This window comes from Actinomadura fibrosa, from assembly GCF_900659615.1.
Classification (GTDB): Bacteria; Actinomycetota; Actinomycetes; order Streptosporangiales; family Streptosporangiaceae; genus Spirillospora; species Spirillospora fibrosa.
Genome location: NZ_CAACUY010000061.1, coordinates 11,673 through 27,982, shown reverse-complemented (window position 1 = coordinate 27,982; position 16,310 = coordinate 11,673). Strand labels below are relative to the sequence as shown.

Sequence of the window (16,310 nt, the reverse complement as noted above, 5' to 3'; positions counted from 1 at the left end):
AGCCCCGTTGCCGGAGGTGCCGGACCAGCCGAAGCCGGGCATGCCTCGGACCCGGCGCCGCGCGTTCCTCGGGACGGCGGGCGCGCTGGCCGCCGCGGCGTCGCTCCCGCTCGCACCGGGGGAGGCGCACGCCTCGGCCCGCCTGGCTCCCGGCGCCCGCACCGCGCGGCAGGACGTCCGCGCCGCGCGCCGGGACGCCCTCGCCGAGTGGACGCTCGACACGATGAAGGGCCTCGCCGTCTTCGTCGTGCCCGGCCCGGACCCCTACTCCCGGGCGCAGGGGACGCCGCGCCCCGAACCCGGCGGCATCGAGGCCGGGCTGCCCGCCTTCCTCGTGGACATGCTCGACCGCTACCTCCCGTTCCCCGACCTGCCCGCGGGAGGGCTGGCCGACGCGCTGCTGCCCCTCCTCGGCCCGGCCGGGGCCGGCCTTTTCGAGAGCGACGCCGTCATCCCGCTGTCCCCGGTCGTGGCGCTGCTGCTGAACGCCGAGGCGGTGCGGGCCGACCCGCGCTCGCTCACCGGACCGTTCCTGACGCCCTTCGCCCGCCTCCCCTACCGGGGCAAGGCCAAGGTCTTCGAAATGATCGAAGGCCCCGACCCGGCCCTGGTCGAGGTGGTGGACGCGCAGCTCCCCGAGCCGCTGAAGCGCACGGCGTCCGGGCTCCTGCGCTACCTCGGCGGGGCGCTGCTGGAGTTGTCCGCCCTCGGCGGCTACTCCGAATGGGCCGTCTTCGACCCCGGGACCAGGCGGCTCCGGGCCCGTCCGGTCGGCTGGCAGGTCACCGGCTACCAGTACGCCGAGGCGGGACGGCCCGAGTTCCGCGGCTACTACCAGGGACGAAGGAGCACGACCGGATGAGCCGGGATGTGATCGTGGTGGGCGCCGGCGCGGGCGGACCGGTGGTCGCCAAGGAGCTGGCGGCGCGCGGCCTCGACGTCCTGCTGCTGGAGGGCGGCGCCAGGCACGGGAACCCGCCCAAGGAGTGGACGCACTTCGAAAACGACGCCAACAACCCGCTCACAGGGTTCCTGCGCGTCGGCCCGTCCGACCGCCGCAAGCCCGAGTGGCTGAGGGAGCAACCGCAGAACGGCTTCCTGCTCCAGGCCTCCGGGGTCGGCGGCACCACCCTCCACTACTACGGCAACTCGCCCCGCGCCTACCGCGGTGTTTTCAAGGGCTACACCGGAGCCGACCGCGGCAGCTACGACACCGAGCACGCCTTCCCCTTCACCTACGACGAGCTGGTGCCCTACTACGAGTGGGTGGAGGCGACCCTGCCCGTCCAGACGGCGGCGATGGGCGTCAAGGAGACCGTGTTCCTGGGCGGCGCCGAGCGCCTCGGCATCCCCGTGCAGACCACCAAGGACACCCTGCGCTGGTCGTACCGCCCGCAGGAGAACGCCATCCTGCAACCCGGCGGGACCGCCGGCCGGACCGGCGACCCCGCCCACCTGCACTACCCCGAGGCCACCGGCTGCACGTTCTGCGGCTACTGCCTCCAGGGCTGCATGGAGCCCGCGTCCGCGCCGCGCAACCAGTACGCGAAGCGCTCGACGGACAACAGCTACGTCCCGATGGCGCTCACCGCGCCCGCGTGGTCGCCGCACGGCCGCGCCGTCACGCTGCTGGCCGACTCCTACGTGACGAAGGTGCACACCGCCCGGCGGGACGGGGAGCTCGTCGCGACCGGCGTGACCTGGCGCAACACCGTGACCGGCGAGCGGCACCGCGAGGACGCCGCCGTCGTCGTCCTGGCCGGCGGCACCACCGAGACGCCGCGGCTCTGGCTGAACAGCGGCCTGCCGAACCCGAACGGCTGGGTCGGGCGCGGCTACACCGACCACTTCCTGGACGGCGTCACCGGCCTGTTCGACCGCGACACCGGCTCGTCCCGCGGCCCGAGCTCCGCCGCCCGCTGCGACTTCCCCGGCTACGGCGCCCTGGAGAACATCGGCCTCCCCCCGGCCATGCAGGCGTTCTCCATGGCGCTGTCGGACAGCGGCATCCGCGGCCAGTACCGCAACGGCCGCGGGCTGACCGGCCCCTGGGACGGCCGGACGGGCCGCGTCATCGGCCCCGAGCTGAAGGAGGCCCTCGGCCACGGCGTCGACCGCCTCCTCAACGTCCTCATCCTGACCGGGGACGACGTCGAGGCGCAGAACCGCGCCACGCTGTCCGCGCTGCCGCCCGACGAGCACGGCGCCGTCCCGAAGGTCGTGTTCCGGCACCGGCAGCGCAGCCGGCGGACGCTCGCCGCCCGCGAGTTCCTCGCCCGCCGCGCCACCGAGCTGCTGCGCCGGGCCGGCGCCACGCACGTCTACCGGTTCGACTGGGCGCCGCTGCTGCTGCACGTCCACTCGTCCATGCGGATGGGCCTGTCCGCGGACGACTCGGTGCTCGGCGCCGACGCGCAGAGCCGCTGGGTGCGGCGCCTCTACGTCGCCGACAACTCCGCGCTCGCCAACAGCCTCGGCGGCCCCAACCCGACCCTCACCACGCAGGCGCTCGCCACCCGCACCGCCGAGACGATCTTCGTCCGGCACTTCGGCGGGCACCCGTTCGTCGGCCGCGAGGACCCCGTCCCCTCGACCGACCACCGCATCTCCGCCGCCCTCTGACCACCGTTGCGCTGATCCCGCCTCGCCGCGAGGAAGCCCGGGGCCGCGCTCAGGTGCCGCGGGCCGCGCTCAGGTGCCGCGGTCGAAGAGGGCGTGCCGCCTCCGGTCCGGCTTGATGATCGTCAGGCGGGCGCCGGTCGGGTCGGTGAGGACCGAGAACCGGCCCGGCGCGATGTCGGTCGGCCCGAGGTCGATCCGCGCGCCGAGCCCGACGGCCCGCTCGGCGGACGCGTCGCAGTCGGCGACCTCGAAGTAGGGCACCCAGTGGGGCGGGACCTCCGGCCCCCAGAACTCGTCCAGCGGCACCAGCCCCGCCACCGACCATTCGCCGATCTTGAAGTTGGTGTAGGTGCGGCTGTAGTAGCTGCGGTCCACGGCCTTCCAGCCGAAGACCTCGCCGTAGAACCGCCGGGCCCGCTCGACGTCGCGGCACGCCAGCTCGACCCAGCACACGGCGGACGGCTCGTCCGCGACGCCCGCGCCCCGCAGGTCGAACGGCAGCCAGAGCGCGAAGTCGGCGCCCTCCAGGTCGGAGCAGAGCGCCATCCGCCCGAGGCCCGCGACGTCCGTGGGCTCCATCAGCTCCTGCCCGCCCGCGGCCCGCACCGTCTCGACGGCGGCGTCGACGTCGTCGGTGCGGAAGTAGCACGTCCAGGACGACGGCAGCGAGTCGTCGGCGAGCGTCTGCATCCCGGCGACCTCGGGCCCCTGGACGTCGCCGAGCGTGAAGATCTCGTAGTCGCCGAGGTCGGCCACGGTCAGCGTGTAGGAGTACCAGTCGAACAGGCCGCAGTAGAAGGCCCGCGACGCCTCCGGGTCCGGGCTCGCGAGCTCGGCCCAGGTCGGCCAGCCCGGGTCGTACCCGCTCACCTCCGGCATCGCCGACCTCCCCCGGCACGGACGGACATTCCGCGCATCGGCACAGCGCGCATGGACACCACGCTACGGGCGGCACCGCAAGGGCGGCCGAGGCGGCGGTCCAGAAATCGCCAAGAATGCCCAAATCGTGGCCAAGAGCGCACTGTCGGCCTCGCCGCTCGCGCTGTTTTCAGACGCCGGCCACCTCGTGCAGGAGGCCCCAGACGAAATGCGCGACGTAGGAGGCGCCGTCCGGCGCGGTGAACGTGACATGCCACCGGCTGGGCGCGTCCCCGTCCTGGTGGACGACCGGCCCGAAGCGCGCCTCCAGGTCGCCGACCACGCACGACCACGGAACCAGGTCATCGACCGTCTCCAGCCGCGGCACCGGGACACCGGCGTCCCGGACGAGCCACTCGTGCGCGACCGAGCCGTCCGGCGCGAGCACGACCTCGAAACGCAGCCCGGGCCACAGCGGCAGCGGCGGCCACCACGCCACCTCGCACACCACGTCGCCGACCCGCCGCTCCTCCACGGCCGCCGGGCCGAGCACGGCCTCGTAGCGGCGCAGCCCGCGCGGGAACGTCCGCGACCGGAGGATGCGCTGCCAGCGGGCGTTGACCTCCCGCATCTCCGTCCGGGAGGCGCCCAGCTCGCGCATCGCCCCTTCGACCAGGACCGGCTGGTAGTCGGCCATCCGGCGCAGCAGGACGAGCTGGAACTCCCGTCGCGCGAACCCCTTCATCGCTACCGGCCGCCCGGGACGTCCGGGGCGGGGCGGGTCAGCCCTTGCGGGCGCCGATGGCGGCGGCGACGGCGGGCCAGCTCCGGACCAGCTCGCGCTTCCAGTACTTCCAGTTGTGCATGCCCGGCCCGTACAGGTTGGCGGTGACCGGCACGCCCGCCCGCCGGGCGGCCGCGACGAAGTTCTCGTTCATCTGGCCCGCGAGCTGCTCGCCGACGCGCCCCGCGTCCCAGGCCGCCGTGCCCGGCTTGTCGTACGGGCCGACCTCGCCGTTCCCGGACGACACGTAGACGCCGACGCCCTTCAGCTTGGCGACCATCACCGTCCCGTCGTGGGCCTGCCAGTTCGCGCGGTTGGTGACCGGGTCGCCCCAGATGGAGGTGCCCGCCTCCTTGTTCATCGCGGTCAGGACCGCCGGCATGCCGGGCGCGGTGATGTTCAGCGGCCCGCTGTAGGACGCGACGTACTTGAACAGGCCGGGGTGGCGCTCGGTGTAGGTGATCGCGCCCTGCCCGCCGGACGACAGCCCGATCGCGGCGCGGCTCGACCCCGCGTGGAAGTTCCGCTCCATCAGCGGGATGACCTCGTTGATGTGGAAGGTCTCCCACTCGGGGATGCCGCCCCTGCCGCCGTTCCACCAGTTGGTGTACGAGCCGTTCCAGCCGCCCTCGGGCATCACGACCATCGCCGAGTACCCGGCGGCGACCTTCGCGATGTTGGAGTCCTTCGTCCAGGACGTGTACTTGTTGTTGCCGCCGTGGTAGGCGTACACGACCGGCCAGGTGCGGGTCGAGGACTGCTTCCAGCCCTTCGGGATCATCACGCGGGTCTTCACCTCGGCGCCGAGGGCCGGGGACGCGATCGTGACGTCGAACTGCGAGGAGTTGACCTTCGCGACCTTGGTGATCTTCGCGCCGTCGTCCGCCGTCTTGTAGCCCTTGAGCCCGTCGCTCGCCGGCATGTGCGGCTTCTTGCCGTGCTGCGCGGCGTTCCGGTCGGGGTCGTTCGCGCTCGGCGACCCGCCGCCGGTCGTGAACGGGTTCGTGGTCAGCGCCTTCGCGGGCAGCTTCGGCGCCGCCTTGGGCGACGCGGACGGCGACGCCGACACCGACGCCTGCGCCTGCTGCGCCAGCGGACCGAACGACGGGATCGGCTCGTTCTCCGACGCCGACTCCTTCTTCGCGGACGAGGTGCCCACGCCCGCCTGCGCGAGCCCCACCATCACGGCGGGCAGCAGCACGGCGGCCGCGGCGGTGCCCGCGATGGCGATCTTCCTGTCGGTACGCTTCTTCATGGACTCCCCAGCCGGTCAGGCCGCTCCCGCAGCCGATCAGGCCGCTCCGGCCCGGCGCTCACTCGCCCGAAGAAACTACTGTCCCGAGCGTCACACTCGCAAGTATTGCCAATAAGTGCAATAGCGGCCCGCGCATGTGACGCACCGTCACACCACGCGACCCACAGCCCCCATTATCACCGCCACCCCAAGATCGTGTAAGGCGAACCCGGATCACGAGGTGGCCTCTGTTGCGACCCGGCACCAGGGAGGCGTCCCCTGAATGTCGGTGCCCCTCGACAGAATCGATGTGTGGGCTACGCGAACACCGATGACGGACAGAAGATCTGGTACGCCGTGACCGGCGAGACCGACCGCGAGACGACACCGCTCCTCCTCATCCAGGGCCTGGCGCTCGATCACCACGGCTGGGACTCCGCGGACGGCGACTTCGACGGCAGACCCGTCATCGTCATGGACCACCGCGGCACCGGCGCAAGCGGCGACCACTTCCCGGACGACTGGTCGATGTCAGGCTTCGCCCGGGATGCCGTCGCGGTGCTCGATGCGGCAGGCGTCCAGCGGGCGATGGTCTACGGGCACTCGATGGGCGGGCGCATCGCGCAGTGGCTCGGCGCTCTCCACCCGGACCGGGTGGCGGCGCTGGTGCTCGGCTCGACCACCGTCGGCGACGGAACCGGCGTGGCCCGTCCGCAGCACGCGACGGACGCCCTCAACTCGGGAGACGGCGCGCGGCTGTCCGCGCTCTTCTACACCGACGCCTGGCTGGCCGAGCATCCGCACACCGCGACATCGGTGCTCCCGTCCGCGTCCATCAGCGCGATGGGCGCCCATCTCGCCGCCGTCGCACGTCACGACGGGCCGGTGCCCGCCCAGATCAAGCCTCCGACGCTGATCCTCCACGGTGCCGATGACGAGCTGGCGGTCGTGGAGAACGCCAGGCTTCTCGCCCGGGAGATCCCCCGAAGCACCTTGCGGGTATTCGACGGCGAGCGCCATGTCTACTGGGTCGCGAGCGAGCGTCCACACGCGGTTGTGCGCGCCTTCTTGGAAGAGCACGACAGACGCTGACCATGCCGGCCGATGGCAGGGAGCGTCCGGGCTCTCAACCGGTTCTGGGCTGGGTGAGCGCGGCCGGGTTCGGACCTGTGCCCTCTCCGGCGACCGCCAGATGCCCGACGGAGTCGGCGTAGTAGGTCGAGTCGCCCATGTGGAAGGCGATCTGCCGGAACGTCCAGCCCTTTCCGGGCGACCGGTCGAGCTGGTCGTCCGTCAGCGCGCCGAGCCGGGCGGCCCACACGAGCCCCAGCCTGCCCAGCCGGCTCCGCGCCTCGTCCAGGTCCTCCCCGGTGAAGGGTGCCAGGTCCGCCGGAGTCGTGACCATCGACGCGTGCCAGTGGTCGGCGAGCGGCTCCCGCCCGGACAGCCGCGCCTCGATCTCCGCCAGGTGGTCGACGAGATGGTCCGCGACGCGACGGACCGCCTTGTGCGGCGTGTAGATCCGGTCATCGGCGGGCAGCGGACGGCCGCCCCACGCCGTCCACGTCTCCGCCAGCGTGAGCACGTGGTCGATCATCCCCGTCACCACCGCCGCCGGGTCACGCTCGTCCGTGGCCGGTACCTCGTCGTCCATCCCCTACCTCCCACCACCAGAACCGGAACCCGCCGCCGGGCCCAGCACGACCGTAGAGCCCCACTATTTCCACGCCCGTCGAAGCATGCGCGGACCACGATCAGGCGCCCAGATACCCCTTGATCCTGACGAGCGCGTCGGTGACCCGGTCCGCCTCCGCGATGGGCAGGCCCCACGACGTGAAGAACCAGTACCGGCCCCCGTCCCCGGTGTGGGGACGGCACCGGATCGTGTCCGCCGCCGTCGGCTGCGCGTCACAGCACCCGGGCGAGGCCGAGTTGCGGACGACGAGCCCACCGTCCACCGTCTCGGTCGCGAAGCCGTGGGCCCGCAGATGCATCCCCAGCGCCGCCAGCCGGGCCTGCGCCATCTCGGTCACACACGTCCCCTGACACTCTCCGCGACCGCCACCCGCTCCGCGAGCCGCGTCTGCGCGTCACACAGGAGCCACAACTCCCCCATGTCACCCGCGCGCACCTCGTCCAGGCACCCGTTGCGGAGCTGATATTCGCTCAGCCCCGCGAGCCGCCGCGCCGTGAAGCCGTCCTCGAACGGCTCGCTGTACCACCCAGAAAGCGGGGCGAATCGCACACCTTCCTGCAAGTCACCGAAATACACCTTCATACCCACGGAAGCCCTTTCACCGTCGTCTCCGAAACACCACCGCCAGATTCACAAACATTGGTTACGCTCGGGAAGTGACCGCTCACAACCCCCGATCAACCCCAGCGGAAGATCGAAACAACCCGCCCTCGCGGTTACTCCGGAGGCCCCCCGTGAACGCGAACCGAGCCCGCATGTTCTTCGGCTCCGAACTCCGCCGCATGCGCGAAGCGTCCGGCCTCACCGGCAAGGAACTCGCGGACGCTCTCGGCTGCACGCCGCAATGGATCAGCACCATGGAGAGCGGCCGCAAGATCTCCGAGCAGAGCGCCCTCGACCTCGACACCTACTTCACCACCGGCGGCCACTTCCACCGCCTCTGGAAGCTCGCCATCGACATCGAGCTGCAAGCGGCACTTCCTCCGGGTTTTCCCGAGTACGCGGATCACGAGAAGCGGGCTCGGACGGTCCGCGCCTACTGTCCGCTCATCATCTCCGGGTTGTTCCAGACCGAGCGCTACGCAGAGACCGTGATCAGCGCTATCGACACATATGGCACTCAGGACCTGATCGCCAAGCGGATGAGCCGCCAGGCCCTGCTCTCACAGGAGGACCCGCCCCGAGTTTGGCTGACCTTGGAGGAGACCGCTCTGCGCCGCAAGGTCGGGGGCAAGGAGGTCATGCATGAGCAGCTCGACGCCTTGCTGAAGGCGAGCGAGCAGCCGACCGTGATGCTCAACATCGTGCCGGAGCGGGTGGGCTATCACGCAGGGCTCGAAGGACTTCTGATGATCTTGGGATTCAAGGACCAGGCGGATATCGCCTATACCGAGTCCTCCGGAGAAGGCATGCTCATCAGAGATCCGAGCAAGGTCAAAGAGAAGCTTGTACGCTGGGATCTAGTCCGAGGTCACGCACTCCCCATCGAAGAGTCGCGAGCAATGCTCAGGTCTCTACAGGAGGACCTATGAAAGCGTCAGGCTCACATGCCATTGAGTGGCGCAAGAGCAGTCATAGTGGCCACAGCGGCGGCGAATGCGTCGAGGTGGCGGGGCTCGGCGACGGAATCGGCGTTCGCGACTCCAAGAACCCTGAGGGCCCGAAACTCACTCTGGACGCCACGAGCTGGCGCGCGTTCATCCGAGGGATCAAGGCCGATCGGCCGGGAGCGGCCTGAGGGGCGTCATGGGAAGCCAGTGCGTCCAGTGGCGCAAGAGCAGTCGGAGCGACCACTCGGGCGGCAATTGCGTCGAAGTGGCGGGGTTCGGCGATGGGATCGGCGTGCGGGACTCTAAGGATCCCGAGGGCCCGAAACTGACTCTGGACGCCGCGAGCTGGCGCGCGTTCGTCCAAGGGATCAAGGCCGGCCGACTCAGCTGATCGACCCGACCGACCGGAACCTGAAAGCAAGGCGGTCAGTCGCAGGGGAGGGACCGCGGGAGCCCGAACCATGGAAGGACGCTGTTGTCGAAACGGGTCACGGCGTGGAGACGATCGCCGGCCAAGGTGAGGACCACGAGGCCCGTCCCACGCCGGATGCCATCGCGGCCCGAGCGCAGATAGGTACCGAATGCCGGTTGGCCGTTCGCGCGCGTAGGCACCAGGTGGTACTTCCGGTCGGCGGTCATGAGCGCGGCGTAGAACCCGGCGACGGCGTCGCGGCCGAGGTATTCCAGCGGCATCGGCGGCATGGAGACGCGGGCGTCGTCGGTGAGCAGGCCGACCAGGGCGTCGACGTCGCCGGACTCGTAGGCACGGGCGAACTCCGCCACGAGTGCCTCTTGGGCCGGCGAAGGGGGCGCGGGTGGTGACCCGTCCATCCCGCTCGGCGGGATTCGCCGGTGCAGCGTGGCGCGTGCCCGTTTGAGCGCGCTGTTGACCGAATCGACGGAGGAGTCGAGCATCCCGGCGACCTCGGCCGCCGGGTAGCCGAGCACCTCGCGCAGGATCAGGACGGCGCGTTGGCGTGCCGGCAGGATCTGCAGCGCGGTGACGAACGCCAGCGAGATGGCCTCTTTCTGCTCATAGCGTGCTTCCGGTCCGGGCGGCGCGGCGATCGCACCGTCGAAGAGAGCGTCAGGGTACGGCTCCAGCCACACGACTTCGCCGAGTCGGCTCGGCTCCGGCGGTTCGATCCTGGGCACGTCCCACTCCTTCGCCGGGCGACGGCCGGCCGATCGAATCGCGTTGAGGCACTGGTTCGTGGCGATCCGGTACAGCCAGGTGCGGATCGAGGCGCGACCGCCGAACCGGTCGAGTGCCCGCCACGCCGCGAGCAGCGTGTCCTGCAGAGCGTCCTCGGCGTCCTGGAACGAGCCGAGCAGCCGGTAGCAATGCATGTGCAACTCCCGGCGATGCGGCTCGGTCAACTGCCGGAACGCCTCGCCGTCGCCGGCCCGCGCCCTCGCGATCAGCTCGCTCGCCGTCACGTCTCATCACCCCGCCTGGTGTCGGTTCCCGCCGGCCCTTCTCCGGTTCTGACACCGGGCCGGCCGAGAACTGGGCGCTCCACGCCCGCCCGATTCCTCCACAGCGTGGTGTCTGCACCGTCGACGGCTCGATTCCACCTCATGAGGAGCACACATGACGCTCACGGACAAGACGGTCCTGGTCACCGGAGCCAACCGCGGTATAGGACGGGCGCTGGTCGAGGAGGCGCTGAGCAGGGGCGCCGGACGGGTCTACGCCGGCACACGGCAGGCCCTGGATACCGCGGACGAGCGCGTCACGCCTTTGATCCTGGACGTGACGGACGCCGCCCAGATCGACCTCGCCGCCGAGACCGTCGACTCGCTCGACGTCCTGATCAACAACGCGGGCGTCTACGGCCATGAGGCTTTGGCCGATCGAGCCGCCCTCGAACGGCATCTCGCGGTCAACCTCTTCGGCCCCTACGCCGTCACGCAGGCCTTCCTGCCTCGGCTCATCGAGTCACGAGGCGCGATCGTCAACGTGCTGTCACTGGCCGCGGTGGCCGCCGTGCCCATCAGTCCCGCGTACTCGATCTCCAAGGCGGCCGCCTTCTCGCTGACGCAGTCGCTGCGTGCCACTCTCGCCGGCCAGAGCGTGGACGTCCACGCCGTGCTGCCCGGTCCCGTGGACACCGACATGGTGCGCGACCTCGAACTCCCGAAGGCGTCACCGCGGTCGGTGGCCGCGGCCATCCTCGACGCGCTGGACAAGGGAGAGGACGAGATCTTCCCCGATCCCTTCTCCCAGGCCCTTGCCGATAGCTGGCATGGAGGGGCGGTCAAGGCGCTCGAACGTCAGAACGCGGCGCTTGTCGGCGAGGCCCAGAACCGGTAGCCGAACGAGTCTGCTGCTCCAAGGCAAGACCGGGCCCAGGCCATGTCCGGCAGCGGGTCGGTGACACGGGAAGTGGGCGCCTTCGGGTGGGGCCTGGGGCAGGATGGCTGCATGGAACGTGTGCTCGGCATAGGCGGCTACTTCTTGCGCGCCGCGGATCCGGCGGCCCTGGGTGCGTGGTACCGCGAATTCCTGGGCTTGGACGCCGATGAGAACGGGCTGTGGCGTCCGGAGGCCGGGGTGACGGTGTTCGCGACCTTCGAGTCCGGGACCGAGTACTTCGGCTCGCCCTCGCAGCAGACGATGCTCAACTTCCGTGTCCGCGACCTGGACGCGATGCTCGCGCAGCTGCGCGAGAAGGGCGCGGACGTCGCCAAGGAGACCCAGGACATCGAGGGCGTCGGCCGGTTCGGCTGGGTCACGGATCCGGAGGGCAACCGGGTCGAGTTGTGGCAGCCGAGCTGACGAAGCCGGGAACCGCCTGGTGCGGGCCCGCTCCCGTGGTGCGAGCGGGCCCGTCGCTGCGAGCGGGACTCAGGCCGAGACCAGGGCGCCGGCGTTCTGGTAGGCGGTGACCAGCTGCTGGCGGACGGTGTCGAGGTTCTTGCGGACCTTGACGACGCCGATGGCGCCGCCGGACATGCCGGTGTTGCCGAGGCCGAGGTCGATGACGACCGTGCCGTCCTGCTGCGGGTACAGCATGACGCCGTACTTGTAGTGGATGGCGAAGGCGCCGAGCAGCATCGCCTTCTTGCGGCTGCCCTTCTCGACGATGCCCTGGCCGGCGTTCTCCCAGGTGAAGCGGTAGCCGTCGGCCTGGAGCGTCTGCTCCAGGAGCCCGCGGGCCTGGTCGGGGGGACCGGTCACCTGAAGCCGGATGTTGTCCGCCATATATCTGTCCTCCTGATTGCGATCGGAATCGAACCTTAGGGCAGGACATGGCAGGGTCGCTGCATGACGGTCGAACACGGTGAGCTGCTGATCGGCGGGCGGGCGCGCACCTTCACGGTCCGGTTACCGGGCGCGGTCTCCGACGGCGGTCCGAAGCCGCTGGTGCTGGTGCTGCACGGCAACGATCCGACGGCCGGCGGCTGGATGATGCGCGAGTGGACCACGTTCGATGAGCAGGCCGACTCCTGGGGCTGGGCCGTCGCCTATCCGGACGGGCACGGCGGCTGCTGGGCGGACGGGCGGGGCGTCACGGCGGCCGAGGAGGCGGGCGTGGACGACGTCGCGTTCCTGCGGGCGCTGATCGACCATGCCGCCGACCGGTACGGGACGGCGCCGGACCGGACCGTGGTGGCGGGCGCGTCCAATGGCGCGTTCATGGCGCACCGGCTGGCGCTGACCTCCGGTGACCGCGTGGCCGTGCTGGGGGCCGTCGCGGGCACGCTCCCGGCGGCGCTGCGCGAGCTGCGGCCCGCCTACGCCGTCTCGGCGCTGCTGATCCACGGGTCCGCGGACCCGCTCGCGTCCATCGACGGCGGCTACTCCCGGCGCCGGGGTCCCAACGGCGAGCTGCGGGGCCGCACGCTGTCGCTCCAGGAGACCGCGGAGCACTACCGCGCCGTCGACCGGTGCCCGCCCGGCCCCGGCGAAACCCTCGATGTCGGGTCGTCCGTGCGGACGGCGGTGGGCGGCGGCGTCGGTGTTGGCGGCACTCGGGTCGCGGCCTGGACGGTCATCGGCGGCGGCCACGGGTGGCCCGGCGCGCGTGCCCACCCCGAATGGCCCGAAGCGGCCATCGGCGATTTCGACGCCGCGGAGGAGATCTGCCGGTTCGCCGCCCCGCTCCTGTTGCCCGCGGCGGCCCGCCGCCTTACGGCGTGACCGCACGCCCCTTACCTCGGTCGTACTCCTCGCGTGCCTTGTTCACCTCGGCCATGTGCGCCTCGGCCCACAGCTTGAGGTGGCAGATCGGCTCCAACAGGGACGAGCCCAGCGGGGTCAGCTCGTAGTCGACGCGGACGGGCACGGACGGGGTCACCGTGCGTGTGAGCAGCCCGTCCCGTTCGAGGTTCCGCAGGGTCTGGGTGAGCATCTTCTGGCTTACCCCGGCGATCCGCGTGGAGAGCTCGGAGTAGCGCATCCGGCCGCCCAGGCCGAGCGCCACGATCGTGAGGCTCGCCCACTTGTCGCCGATCGTCTCCAGGAGCTGCCTGCTGGGACAGGACTGGGCGAACGCGTCGAAACCCGCGGCCGTCGTGGCGTCCATGGCTCACCTCCGGGTGCGTACACCACTTTGAAGTGCCGACTTCCCACCAGAGAGTAGGTCACCGATGGTTAGGTTCACCATCGTTCCGAAGGGAAGTCCCCATGACGCTCGCACTTGTGTCCAAGCCCGGCGCCGCCGCACCCGTCCTGGAGGAGGTGACGCTGTCCCCGCCGGGTCCCGGTGAGCTGCGGGTCCGCGTCACGGCGGCGTCGGTCGATCCCGTCGACACGCTCATCGCCGGCGGGCCCGGACGGGTGATCTTCGGGCTGGCCGGGACGGTCGGCCTCGGCATGTCGTTCACCGGCGTGGTCACCGCGGCGGGCGCAGGAGTCACCGGGTTCGCGGCCGGCGACGCGGTCGCGGCCGTGCACGGCGACGTCGCGGCCCCGGTCCGCGCGCACGCCGAGGAGACGACGGTGCCCGCGGCGGCCGCGGCGCCGCTGCCGGACGGGCTCGACCCCGTCGACGCGGCCTCCCTGCCGGTCAACGCGCTGACGGCGGCGCAGTTGCTGGACCGGCTCGGCCCCGCGGACGGGCGGACGCTGCTCGTCACCGGCGCCGCCGGAGCCGTCGGCGGGTACGCCGTCGCGCTGGCGGCCCACGCCGGGTGGTCCGTCACCGGGCTGGCGCGCGCGTCCGACCGCGGCTTCGTGCTCCGGGCCGGTGCCCGCGACCTCGTCACGGAGGTGCCGGGGCCGGTGTTCGACGCCGTCCTGGACGGCGCGGTCCTGCACGCGGCGGCGCTCGCCGCGGTGCGCGACGGCGGGACGTTCGCCGGGGTGCCCGCGGCGTCCCCGGCGACGTCCGAGCGGGGTGTCGAGGTCGCCGTCATCAGCGTCGAGCCCGACGGCGCGAGGCTCGCCGAACTGCTCGCGCTCGCCGCGTCCGGCGTCCTGGAGCCGCGGGTCGCGGGCCGGGTGCCGCTCTCCGGCGCCGCGACCGCGTACGGCAAGGTCGCCGGGGGCGGCCAGCGGGGACGCTGGCTCCTCGTCCCGTGACGCCCTCGCGGGTGGACGCCTTCCCTGGCACCGGCGGCACTTTTCGGGCGGCGGCGAGGAGGTTAGGCTCGGGTCCTGCGGCGCGAAGCGCTGGTCCCGGCGTCGGGGGAAGTGACATGTCCCGCGTGGCCAATGCGGCTCTGACGGTGTTCTGTCTCGGCGTCGCCGCTCTCCTGTGCCTTCTCGTCGGTGGCGGGTTCGCCTGGTTCGCCGCCGGTCCCTTCATCGCGCCGTACACCGATGATCCGTACTTCCGTCACGCCGCCTGCGCCGCGGACGTGGAGGCGAAGCTCGTGCGCATCACGGCGCGGGGGCTTCCCGAAGGCTGCTACCCGACGAGCGGTGAGCACGTGCGGTTCACGAACCTCCTCGCCGAGCCGGTGACGCTCTGCGTCGGGGAGCGGGGCGTCTGCGCGGCCGGGCACTACTCCCCCTTCGCCACCGGACGCGTGACCCTCGCGGCGGGCGAGTCGAGAAGGCTCAGGTTCCCGGCGGGCAGCCACTGGGCGGCCCGCTACGACCGGACGTACCCCGTCACGGTGCTGCCCGTCTCCGGTTCGGTCTTCGCGAACGCGGACATGAAGGTCCGCGGCATGGACGAGTCGCAGCCCGCCGTCCCGTGACGCCCCTGCGGGGCGGGGCGTCCGGGTCAGCCGGCGCGGCGGGCGGGGTCGGCGGCTATCGCCAGGAGGTCCTGGTTGCCGTCGGCCCAGACGGCGGTCATGACCACGCCGCTGATGCGCCAGCCCTCCGCCGTGCGCAGGAGGTCGAAGCGGTACGTGCCGCCGAGCGTCCAGAGCTCGGGGCCCTCGGCGTTGGCGAGCTTGTGGGTGGCCTGGAAGGAGGCGGTGCAGACGGCGCGGTCGCCGTCGGCCTCGACCAGATGGTTGGTGATCATGTGTTGGGTGGCGTCCAGGTTGCCGAGCGTGCCCGACCAGGCCCCGACGATCTCCCGGGGCGTCAGGACGGCGGGCTCGCCGCCGTTCAGGCTGGTGTAGTCGAGGGTGACGCGGTCGGCGAACAGGGCCTCCAGCCGGTCCCATTCACGCTGGTCGGTGTGCCATCCCATGCGGGTGCAGGTGTCGGTGATCTCGGAAGCGGACATGTCAATCCCCCTTGGTCAGCAGGTCACAGCGTCGCGGAGAAGTGGGTGGACGCCGCGTCCGCGGCGATGGTCACCTGCGGTTCCTGGTCGTAGAAGTCGAACTGGGTGCCCTCCGTCCAGAGGAACTCCTTGGGCCCGGTCAGCGCGGCGTAGAAGCGGCGGGCGCCGTCGGGGAGGGCGCCCTCCTCGCTGTGCACGAGCAGGGTGGGGACGGTGAGGTCCGCGGCGATCGCGCTGCTGTCGAGGGTCAGCCAGCCCTCCCAGGCCATGACGGCGAACCGGTTCGGCCAGGCGGGCACGTTGCCGCGCTCCGGGTCGAGGTAGAAGCCGATGTCCATCGGCATGGCGGCGCGCGGGTCGGCGGCGTCGACCGCGGGGACGTACTCCACCTCGCCGGTCTCGTCGTAGCGGGCGCGGGCCTGGACGGACGCGTTGATCCTGGCGGCGACGCCCTCGTCGCCGCCGTAGCTCGCGGCGCAGATCTCCGCGTCGTGCAGCCAGGGCGCCACCAGGGCCAGCGACCGGACGCGCTCGTCCTCCGAGGCTTCGGCGCTCACGTACATCGCCCCGGCGCACACGCCGAGCGCGCCGATCCGGTCGCCGTCCACGGCCGGGTGCTCGGCCAGGTACGAGACGGCGTGCCGGAGGTCGCGGATCTTCAGCTCCGGCGACTCGAAGTCGCGGGGCTCGCCGCCGGACTCGCCGAAGCCGGTGAAGTCGAACGACAGCGCGGCGAGGCCGCGGTCGGCGAGCCGTTCGGCGTAGCGGTCGGCCATCATCTCCTTGACGCTGGTCCAGGTGCCGGCGACGACGACGCCGGGCAGCGGTCCGTCGGCGCCGTCGGGCAGGAAGAGGTTGCCGACCAGGGTCGCTTCATCGGCGGGGAAAGAGATCTTCTTCTGGGAGGTCACGGCGGCGCCCTTCGATCGGC

Annotated in this window: 22 protein-coding genes; 11 read left to right on the top strand and 11 right to left on the bottom strand. The window is 71.6% G+C overall.

The features are described 5' to 3' along the window. Window positions 1-7: 7 nt before the first annotated feature. Both E1300_RS21685 and E1300_RS21680 read left to right on the top strand, forming a co-directional pair. Entirely contained in the window at window positions 8-862 is an 855-nt protein-coding gene (locus E1300_RS21685) for a hypothetical protein (RefSeq protein WP_207399881.1), read from the top strand. Beyond that, window positions 859-2,622 carry a GMC family oxidoreductase N-terminal domain-containing protein gene (locus tag E1300_RS21680; RefSeq protein ID WP_131758862.1) on the top strand — a complete coding sequence of 588 codons (1,764 nt, stop codon included), beginning with the start codon at window positions 859-861 and terminating at the stop codon, window positions 2,620-2,622. Before E1300_RS21685 ends, E1300_RS21680 begins: the two co-directional genes overlap by 4 nt. Before the next feature lie 69 nt (window positions 2,623-2,691). Here E1300_RS21680 and E1300_RS21675 read toward each other — a convergent pair whose 3' ends face one another. From E1300_RS21675 to E1300_RS21665, 3 genes are all read right to left on the bottom strand, one after another. Next, complete coding sequence (locus tag E1300_RS21675; RefSeq protein ID WP_131758861.1) at window positions 2,692-3,501, bottom strand: VOC family protein; 810 nt, start codon at window positions 3,499-3,501, stop codon at window positions 2,692-2,694. 169 nt (window positions 3,502-3,670) lie between these two features. After that, a complete protein-coding gene (locus tag E1300_RS21670) occupies window positions 3,671-4,225 on the bottom strand; it encodes a hypothetical protein (RefSeq protein WP_131758860.1) in 555 nt (184 codons plus the stop codon). Between the two features lie 37 nt (window positions 4,226-4,262). Continuing rightward, window positions 4,263-5,519: an alpha/beta hydrolase gene (locus tag E1300_RS21665; RefSeq protein WP_131758859.1), complete on the bottom strand. Its 1,257-nt coding sequence runs from the start codon at window positions 5,517-5,519 to the stop codon at window positions 4,263-4,265. 291 nt (window positions 5,520-5,810) lie between these two features. On the opposite strand from E1300_RS21665, the gene E1300_RS21660 reads away from it, so the two are divergent. Continuing rightward, entirely contained in the window at window positions 5,811-6,590 is a 780-nt protein-coding gene (locus E1300_RS21660) for an alpha/beta fold hydrolase (RefSeq protein ID WP_165502925.1), read from the top strand. Between the two features lie 34 nt (window positions 6,591-6,624). Here the strand turns inward: E1300_RS21660 and E1300_RS21655 are convergent, their stop codons facing one another. From E1300_RS21655 to E1300_RS21645, 3 genes are all read right to left on the bottom strand, one after another. Then, entirely contained in the window at window positions 6,625-7,152 is a 528-nt protein-coding gene (locus tag E1300_RS21655) for a hypothetical protein (RefSeq protein WP_131758857.1), read from the bottom strand. Window positions 7,153-7,252: 100 nt separating this feature from the next. After that, window positions 7,253-7,531, bottom strand: coding sequence for a hypothetical protein (locus tag E1300_RS21650; protein WP_131758856.1), 279 nt, complete (start codon window positions 7,529-7,531; stop codon window positions 7,253-7,255). Then, a complete protein-coding gene (locus E1300_RS21645) occupies window positions 7,528-7,776 on the bottom strand; it encodes a hypothetical protein (RefSeq protein ID WP_131758855.1) in 249 nt (82 codons plus the stop codon). The genes E1300_RS21650 and E1300_RS21645 overlap by 4 nt, the downstream gene beginning before the upstream one ends. A gap of 173 nt (window positions 7,777-7,949) precedes the next feature. Between E1300_RS21645 and E1300_RS21640 the strand changes: the two genes are divergently transcribed. From E1300_RS21640 to E1300_RS21630, 3 genes are read left to right on the top strand one after another with little or no spacing between them, the layout of a single operon-like run. Further along, a complete protein-coding gene (locus E1300_RS21640; protein WP_131758854.1) occupies window positions 7,950-8,726 on the top strand; it encodes a helix-turn-helix domain-containing protein in 777 nt (258 codons plus the stop codon). Continuing rightward, window positions 8,723-8,932 (top strand): DUF397 domain-containing protein, encoded by a 210-nt coding sequence (locus tag E1300_RS21635; RefSeq protein WP_131758853.1) that lies wholly within the window; start codon window positions 8,723-8,725, stop codon window positions 8,930-8,932. The genes E1300_RS21640 and E1300_RS21635 overlap by 4 nt, the downstream gene beginning before the upstream one ends. An 8-nt stretch (window positions 8,933-8,940) precedes the next feature. Continuing rightward, the gene (locus E1300_RS21630; protein WP_131758852.1) at window positions 8,941-9,135 is read left to right on the top strand and encodes a DUF397 domain-containing protein; all 195 of its coding nucleotides are present in this window, start codon (window positions 8,941-8,943) and stop codon (window positions 9,133-9,135) included. A 35-nt stretch (window positions 9,136-9,170) separates the two neighbouring features. Here the strand turns inward: E1300_RS21630 and E1300_RS21625 are convergent, their stop codons facing one another. Next, a complete protein-coding gene (locus E1300_RS21625; protein WP_131758851.1) occupies window positions 9,171-10,184 on the bottom strand; it encodes a sigma-70 family RNA polymerase sigma factor in 1,014 nt (337 codons plus the stop codon). A gap of 154 nt (window positions 10,185-10,338) precedes the next feature. Here E1300_RS21625 and E1300_RS21620 point away from each other — a divergent pair, with 154 nt between their 5' ends. Together E1300_RS21620 and E1300_RS21615 are read left to right on the top strand one after the other, a co-directional pair. Then, the gene (locus tag E1300_RS21620) at window positions 10,339-11,061 is read left to right on the top strand and encodes an SDR family NAD(P)-dependent oxidoreductase (RefSeq protein WP_131758850.1); all 723 of its coding nucleotides are present in this window, start codon (window positions 10,339-10,341) and stop codon (window positions 11,059-11,061) included. Between the two features lie 111 nt (window positions 11,062-11,172). Then, on the top strand, window positions 11,173-11,526 hold the full coding sequence (locus E1300_RS21615; RefSeq protein WP_131758849.1) for a VOC family protein: 354 nt from the start codon (window positions 11,173-11,175) through the stop codon (window positions 11,524-11,526). A 69-nt stretch (window positions 11,527-11,595) separates the two neighbouring features. Here the strand turns inward: E1300_RS21615 and E1300_RS21610 are convergent, their stop codons facing one another. Continuing rightward, on the bottom strand, window positions 11,596-11,952 hold the full coding sequence (locus E1300_RS21610) for a hypothetical protein (protein WP_131758848.1): 357 nt from the start codon (window positions 11,950-11,952) through the stop codon (window positions 11,596-11,598). A 63-nt stretch (window positions 11,953-12,015) separates the two neighbouring features. Between E1300_RS21610 and E1300_RS21605 the strand changes: the two genes are divergently transcribed. Beyond that, window positions 12,016-12,891 carry a CE1 family esterase gene (locus E1300_RS21605; RefSeq protein ID WP_131758847.1) on the top strand — a complete coding sequence of 292 codons (876 nt, stop codon included), beginning with the start codon at window positions 12,016-12,018 and terminating at the stop codon, window positions 12,889-12,891. On the opposite strand, the gene E1300_RS21600 is transcribed toward E1300_RS21605, so the two are convergent. Further along, complete coding sequence (locus E1300_RS21600; protein ID WP_131758846.1) at window positions 12,881-13,276, bottom strand: winged helix-turn-helix transcriptional regulator; 396 nt, start codon at window positions 13,274-13,276, stop codon at window positions 12,881-12,883. The two genes, E1300_RS21605 and E1300_RS21600, sit on opposite strands and share 11 nt — an antisense overlap. A gap of 101 nt (window positions 13,277-13,377) precedes the next feature. Here E1300_RS21600 and E1300_RS21595 point away from each other — a divergent pair, with 101 nt between their 5' ends. Together E1300_RS21595 and E1300_RS21590 are read left to right on the top strand one after the other, a co-directional pair. Then, complete coding sequence (locus E1300_RS21595; protein ID WP_131758845.1) at window positions 13,378-14,274, top strand: zinc-binding dehydrogenase; 897 nt, start codon at window positions 13,378-13,380, stop codon at window positions 14,272-14,274. A gap of 125 nt (window positions 14,275-14,399) precedes the next feature. After that, window positions 14,400-14,897, top strand: a complete 498-nt coding sequence (locus E1300_RS21590; protein WP_131758844.1) for a hypothetical protein — start codon at window positions 14,400-14,402, stop codon at window positions 14,895-14,897. Window positions 14,898-14,923: 26 nt separating this feature from the next. Here the strand turns inward: E1300_RS21590 and E1300_RS21585 are convergent, their stop codons facing one another. Together E1300_RS21585 and E1300_RS21580 are read right to left on the bottom strand one after the other, a co-directional pair. Further along, a complete protein-coding gene (locus E1300_RS21585; RefSeq protein ID WP_131758843.1) occupies window positions 14,924-15,379 on the bottom strand; it encodes a nuclear transport factor 2 family protein in 456 nt (151 codons plus the stop codon). A 23-nt stretch (window positions 15,380-15,402) separates the two neighbouring features. Beyond that, a complete protein-coding gene (locus tag E1300_RS21580; RefSeq protein ID WP_131758842.1) occupies window positions 15,403-16,290 on the bottom strand; it encodes an alpha/beta hydrolase in 888 nt (295 codons plus the stop codon). Window positions 16,291-16,310 lie beyond the last annotated feature (20 nt).